Origin of the sequence: Ruminococcus sp. XPD3002, from assembly GCA_900119535.1 — a bacterium.
Lineage (GTDB): Bacteria > Bacillota > Clostridia > Oscillospirales > Ruminococcaceae > Ruminococcus > Ruminococcus flavefaciens_H.
Window position 1 is genome coordinate 312325 of the sequence record FPJT01000003.1, and the last position, 6606, is coordinate 318930.

Genomic DNA, 6606 nt, shown 5'->3' on the forward strand with positions numbered 1-6606 from the left:
TAAGCCTGAGCCACCAGCACCTCCTGTAGCTCCTGAGGCTAAGGAAGACGGCGAAGAGGCTGTTAAGCCTGAGCCACCTGTACCGCCTGTAGCACCTGCTGACGCTCCTAAGCCCGGCGAAGGTCCTAAGGCACACGAAGAGCACGAGCATCCGCTTCCTCCGCACCTCAGAGACAAGGCTGCTCAGACTGCTGAGACAACAGAAGATACCGCTGCTGACTCAACAGAGGTTGCTGAAGAGGAATAAGCATATACACGGTCATCAGAATGACCTCCCCCCTATAATAACCACCCCCTTGAAATAAAGCAAACCGAAAAAAACCGCACAAAATACGGTCCCTCCGCCTTATGGCTGTGAGGGACCGTATTTTTTATTCACCAAGCGCAATGCGTTCCGCAAGATCATTGAGGTATACCCAGCGCTCCATTTTGTATTCAAGCTGTGCATCAAGCTCAGCTTTTTTATCGGTAAGCTCCTGAAGTCTGACATAGTCCGATGAATTCAGAAGTATCTCCTTTTCGGTATCGGCTATCTCCTGTTCGAGAGCTGCAATTTCACCGTCTATTAGCTCATACTCCCTCTGCTCCTTGAACGAGAAGCGGAGCTTTGTTCTTACTGTGGGAGTGCGCTCCTTTTTTTCCTTCTTTTCCTGCTTTGAAGCGTTCTGTGCATCCCTTTCACGTACCTTTTCTGCATAATCGCTGTAGTTGCCGTTGTACCTGATACACTCGCCTTCCCTGAACTCGAATATCTCCTCTGCCATTTTGTCAAGGAAGTATCTGTCATGGGATACTGCTATAACAGCTCCGCTGAAATTCTCAAGGTAGTCCTCAAGAATGGTAAGGGTAGCTATGTCAAGGTCGTTCGTAGGCTCGTCAAGAAGGAGGATATTAGGTGCAGTCATGAGTATCTTCAAAAGGTACAGGCGCTTTCTCTCTCCGCCTGAAAGCTTCTCTATCCTGTTCCACTGAAGCTCGGGAGTGAAGAGAAAACGCTCCAGCATCTGTGAAGCCGTTACCGTTCCGTCGGGAGTCTGTACTCTGTCGGCGGTTTCCCTTATGTACTCTATAACACGCATGGTAGGATCCATAGACTCACATTCCTGCGAGAAATAGCCTATATTTACGGTATCTCCGATAACTATGCTTCCCGAATCGGGATGTACCGTTCCCATTATCATCTTAAGGAAGGTACTCTTTCCCGCACCGTTCCTGCCGACTATTCCTATCCTTGCATCACGGGAAATGATGTAGGAGAAGTCCGTGATGAGCGGATTGCCGTTAATGCTCTTGCTGATGCCCTCTATCTCGATAGTCTTTTTTCCGAGTCTCGAAGATACTGACTGAAGCTGTAACTTCTCCGCTTCGACAGGTACCTCACGGTTTTTCAGAGTCTCAAAACGCTCTATCCTGTCCTTGGATTTTGTCCCTCTTGCACGGGCTCCCCTGCTTATCCATTCAAGCTCGCGGCGGTAAAGGGACTTGTTCTTGCGTTCTGCCGCAGCAATATCCGCTTCACGCTGCGCCTTCTGTTCAAGATAGGTGCTGTAGTTGCCTTCACATGCGTAAAGCTTGCCCTTGTCTATCTCGACTATCCTGCTGCATATCTTGTTCAGGAAGTATCTGTCATGCGTCACCATAACGATAGCTCCGCGGTACTTCATAAGGATATCTTCAAGCATCTGTGCGGTCTCGTTGTCGATATGGTTGGTAGGCTCGTCAAGAAGCAGCACATCGCTTGGCTGTATAAGTGCCGCAGCTATACCTGCCCTGCGCTTTTCGCCGCCCGAAAGGGTACCTATATCCCTGCTGTGGTCGGATAATCCCAGCTTATCGAGTATGGACTTCGCCTCGTACTCCTTTGATTCACGGAGGTCCTTCGGAAGATGCAGAAGCACCTGTTCAAGTATAGTTCCATGGTCATCGAATTCGGGTATTTGCGGAAGATATGATACCCTTGTACCCTTGCTCCTTACTACTTCGCCGCTGTCTGATTCCTCCGCATCCGCAAGTATCCGCAGAAGTGTGGACTTGCCTGTGCCGTTTATTCCGATAATGCCTGTTTTATCGCCTTCATTGAGGAAAAATGAGACATCGTCAAGCACCTTTCGTTCCATATAGGTCTTTGATATATTCTGAGCTGATAGCAGTATCACGGTATTACTCCTTAATTTTATTATTTCGGATATGTACCATTATATCATAAAAGCGAAGCGTTATGATATAATTGTCCGATATGCAGGGAGCAGATCGGAGATCTGCGTATCTGCAAGGACATTCAGATAAATATATAATGAATGCTTTTGCATTCATTATATCATAAAAGCGAAGCTATTTCAATACTGTGATACTCTGACACACGAAAATCAATTTTCAGAATCATTTGCAAGATGTAAATAGATTTTTGTAGGGAACGCCGCCCTCGGCGTTCCACAAGTCACGTAAAATGCTGCAAAAAGGAACGGCGAGAGCGCCGTTCCCTACAGATCAATTATTCTGATAAACGAAATTGGATCTTGCGACTCTGACAAACCGCATCTGTTTTCTGATTTGTGTGTAAAGACTATTATCATGATTGACTTGAGAACAACAACTCAGTATAATAAATAATGTATGCCACACAGGAACATTAATTAAAACAAAAAAATATATTTTTCTTTGCAGCACTTTTTATCTACGCTCCGATTGTAGTTTATGAAAGACATGAGAAGGAGGTCAAATCAATGACTGACACCGAAATCATTTCCTTGATGAATACCGATCCCCATGAGGGACACCGTTCAATTATCAAGGAATATGGACGTTATGTGTATACCATTGTATACAACAAATTAAGAAGCTGCGGTACCGAAGAGGACGTAGAGGAGTGCATAAGCGACATCTTTGCAGACGTTTTCATCGCTCTTGATAAAAACAATACCGATAAGCTCAAACCGCTTATCTCTACTATCGCAAAACGCACCGCTATAGACCACTACAGAAGCCTTTCCGTGAAAACAGGAAGAACTACTTCAATCGATAACGAATCTATGGGTGAGCTTGCTTCGGATTTCAATGTTGAACATATTTCCGATACCAATGAACTCCGCCGTATTCTCCTTGAAAAAATCGAACTTCTCGGCGAGCCTGACTCGACCATACTTATCCAGAAGTTCTACTACAACCGCAAATCCGCCGAGATTGCCGAAGCTGTCTCAATGAACGCTTCATCGGTACGTGCAAGAAGTACAAGAGCATTGCAGAAACTGAAACAGCTTCTCACCGATGCAGGAATAACAAGATAGGGAGGGATAAATATGAAAAACAAGAATTTATTTGATTATCTTGAGAATGCAGAGGATAACGATATCATGAAACTGAACGAAAAAGCTCCCGAACTCAATAACACACAAATAGAAAAACTCCTTGAAATGAGCGAAAGAAAGTATAATATAAAAAAGGATAACGCAGATTTTGATGAAGAGAACTCCGTCAAGGGCGTAGAAAAGTATTCCCGTCCGTGGCTGAGGACTATGTATGCAGCAGCTTCCGTTGCATTGCTGTTAGGCGGTGCAGTCCTCGGAATAACACTGCTTCACAGAAGCGCAACTACCGTTCCGAATGATCCCATACCGCCTATCATAGCTTCACCTACAGAGGAGAATACACAGTCCACAGATATAGTCACATCTGTTGTATCTGCCACTGAATTCACAAAGCTCGGTACGGGTACAGGTACAGTCACAACTGTTGTTGAAGGCGTAACACAGAGCGCAGTACCGGACTACTCTACAGCTGCCGCTGCACCAAATGCAGAGACCAACGCAGTACAGCAGAAAACTGCGGCACCGAACAACTCCGAAACACAGACCGTAACTACAGCAGAGAATGGATCAGATGAAGCTTTAAAGGCAAAACTCATAAGCGTCTATGAAGATTACCTCGAAACCACAAACATCTTCAGTGATCCAAGCAAAGTTGACTTCGATGACGCATTCTATGTAACTGACAGATATATGGACTACAGCGATATTAACGATCGTGAAGGTCATGTTGCTGAAATGCAGTACAAGTATGTACATTATGATGATCCAAGATTCCATTCATTACAGGATATACGCGATTATCTGAAAGATCCCTTCGTATATGAGATGGGAGGAAGCGACAAGTTCGCATGGTATGACGACCTCTACCCCGGAAGAGTTATCGATGATACCAACAACATGATCGGTACATCAGGCGGTCAGCCATACTGTGTATACGATGACAAGGTATATGTTCTGTCATTTATGTTTGAATCAGATACACCTTATTACCGTCAGAGAGAACAGTTAGCTGATAAAAATAGTGTTGAGATCGTATCAGTAGGAGAATACGAGTATGATCCTTTTGTGGGATATGAGTTCGCCGAAATAAAATGCAACTGCATAGTAGATGCGTACACCGCAGGTATCACCCATAACGTGACAGGCAGGATACAATTTCTCAATGTACCCGGAAAAGGCTGGAAGATACTGCAATACAGCTATGAGGATCCGGAACAGAACCAGTAAATCCCACACTCCTTAAATACACGAAAAGGACTGAAGCTCATTGAGCCTCAGTCCTTTTTTATCACTTCTTATCGGGACGTACAAGGAGCATTGGTCTGTTGGTATCAAATGCCCATTCCCAACGATATCCCGTTGCAGGATTATCATACTGCCTGTCACCGACTTCCATGCCGTAAACTATGCCGTCTATGTTGAGCTCGAACCTGTAATGAAGATATCCGCCCTCTGAATAACAGTGGAGCATATAAACATCGTAGCCCATAAGTGCCATAAGCTCGCATGCTGAACCATTGAACTGCAAGCACTGTCCCACTTTGAGATTAACAACATCGTTGACGAAATTGCCGTCCCACATGGTATACTTCTGGTACTGATCGTTGGTCGCATAGGAATTGTTGTCATGTACCCACTTCATGAAATAAAGTACCTTGTCATAATTGGTCATGCCCTTGGTGAAATGCTCGTCAGCAAACTTCTGAAGAATTGCCTTTTCGTTGTCATTGATGTAAAGTGCATCACCGTCGAAAGGTCTGTCTCCGATATCGACCTTTACAGCCGCGCCGTTCCTGATATCGTAGATCGGATATGTGTCATGGGGTGTAAGGTCCGCAGTATTTACCTTGAACTTAACGCTGTTGTAAGCTCGCTTGCCCGTTTTGAAGTAAGCACCTGTTGAACCGTCTATATAGCGGACTTTACTGTATGTGGTCCTGTAGCCGTCTGCCTTTGCGAAAGGTGTTATCTTATATCTGTAATTGTGATTGTCACCTAAAGCAGAGGGAAGCTGTGCCGTACAGGAAGTACCCGTAACATCAGCAGAATACTTGAAGGGCTGACCTTCATCATCGTAATACTGATCGGTATAGATGTCAACGTGATAGCCTGTAGCTACAGGGAGACTATCCCATTTAAGGGTGAACTGCTTCTTTCCTGCATCATAGCTTTCCTTGACATTGAACATTGCAGGATCAAGAACACTGAAATCAGCAGGTGTAGGTTCAAGCTGAGATTCGTCAACTTCACCTGTTGCAGGTACCTCAGGTTCAAGTCCGAAATATTCGGTAATACTCTCATCTCCGCCAACCGACAGATAAGAGTAGTAAACAAGTACATCCGAAGCGTCAGAAGAATTAACCGAACCATCCGCGTTGATATCCGCAGCGGAAAGCTGTTCCTCACTTAGATCAGGAGTCTCGTTAACGGACAGCGCCGAATAAGCCATGAGAATTGCCGAAGCGTCAGAGGAATCTATCTTGCCGTCCATATTTACATCACCAAGAGATACCTCTGACGCAAACGTGGACAAGGCAGATGAAGCCATGACGCAGACAGTGCCCATAACAAGGGAAGCTGCCATTTTTAAGATTCTTTTTTTCATTGAATTTCCTCCTTATAACCGAATCTGTTACTCCACAAGGTATAAACCTATAACAATAAGTATAATACATTTTTCGGCAAAAGTCAACAGAAATCACAAATTAAATCGTTATAAAACATTTAAATATATATAAAACAGACAAGACTGATACATATATATGCATCAGTCCCGAGAATATAAATAAAAAAGCGATCCATATTTCAGGATCGCTTGGTGGGCCAACAGGGACTCGAACCCCGGACCGTCCGGTTATGAGCCGGATGCTCTGACCAACTGAGCTATTGGCCCATATGAGTAAACGGAAGCACATGACTTCCGTTTAATATTGTGTCGGCATTGAAATAGTTTCCCGGGCCGTCACCAGCCAAGTATCGTCTTCGCGGCAGAGCTTAACTTCCGTGTTCGGAATGGGAACGGGTGTGACCTCTGCGCCATAAACACCGACTTTGAAAACTGAACAGCTTTTGTAATACTTAGAACTCTTTACATGAATCAAAAGGAAAAGCCCTCGACCGATTAGTACCTACAAGCTGAACATGTCACCATGCTTACACTTCAGGCCTATCAACCTCATAGTCTTTGAGGGGTCTTACTCTTACGAAGGGATATCTTATCTTAAGGTCGGCTTCACGCTTAGATGCCTTCAGCGTTTATCCGTTCCGCACATAGCTGCCCAGCTGTGCCACTGGCGTGACA

The 6606-nt window shown here is 44.8% G+C and carries 5 protein-coding genes, 1 tRNA gene and 2 rRNA genes; 3 read left to right on the forward strand and 5 right to left on the reverse strand.

The genetic code is table 11. The annotated features are described in order from the left end of the window. A partial coding sequence (locus tag BT127_RS16715; protein WP_502687138.1) for a hypothetical protein occupies positions 1-247 on the forward strand: 247 nt, incomplete at its 5' end. Between the two features lie 124 nt (positions 248-371). On the opposite strand, the gene BT127_RS04345 is transcribed toward BT127_RS16715, so the two are convergent. Next, positions 372-2156: an ABC-F family ATP-binding cassette domain-containing protein gene (locus tag BT127_RS04345; protein WP_075423799.1), complete on the reverse strand. Its 1785-nt coding sequence runs from the start codon at positions 2154-2156 to the stop codon at positions 372-374. A 567-nt stretch (positions 2157-2723) separates the two neighbouring features. Between BT127_RS04345 and BT127_RS04350 the strand changes: the two genes are divergently transcribed. Both BT127_RS04350 and BT127_RS04355 read left to right on the forward strand, forming a co-directional pair. Beyond that, entirely contained in the window at positions 2724-3284 is a 561-nt protein-coding gene (locus tag BT127_RS04350) for an RNA polymerase sigma factor (protein WP_075423800.1), read from the forward strand. 12 nt (positions 3285-3296) lie between these two features. After that, the gene (locus tag BT127_RS04355; RefSeq protein WP_075423801.1) at positions 3297-4532 is read left to right on the forward strand and encodes a hypothetical protein; all 1236 of its coding nucleotides are present in this window, start codon (positions 3297-3299) and stop codon (positions 4530-4532) included. Positions 4533-4593: 61 nt separating this feature from the next. Here BT127_RS04355 and BT127_RS04360 read toward each other — a convergent pair whose 3' ends face one another. The 4 genes from BT127_RS04360 to BT127_RS04375 all read right to left on the reverse strand — a co-directional run. After that, positions 4594-5910: a dockerin type I domain-containing protein gene (locus BT127_RS04360; protein ID WP_075423802.1), complete on the reverse strand. Its 1317-nt coding sequence runs from the start codon at positions 5908-5910 to the stop codon at positions 4594-4596. Positions 5911-6121: 211 nt separating this feature from the next. Then, positions 6122-6198: transfer RNA gene (locus BT127_RS04365), tRNA-Ile, on the reverse strand. A gap of 40 nt (positions 6199-6238) precedes the next feature. Further along, positions 6239-6355, reverse strand: a 5S ribosomal RNA gene (gene rrf, locus BT127_RS04370). Positions 6356-6405: 50 nt separating this feature from the next. Then, positions 6406-6606: ribosomal RNA gene (locus tag BT127_RS04375) — 23S ribosomal RNA — on the reverse strand; the annotation flags it as partial.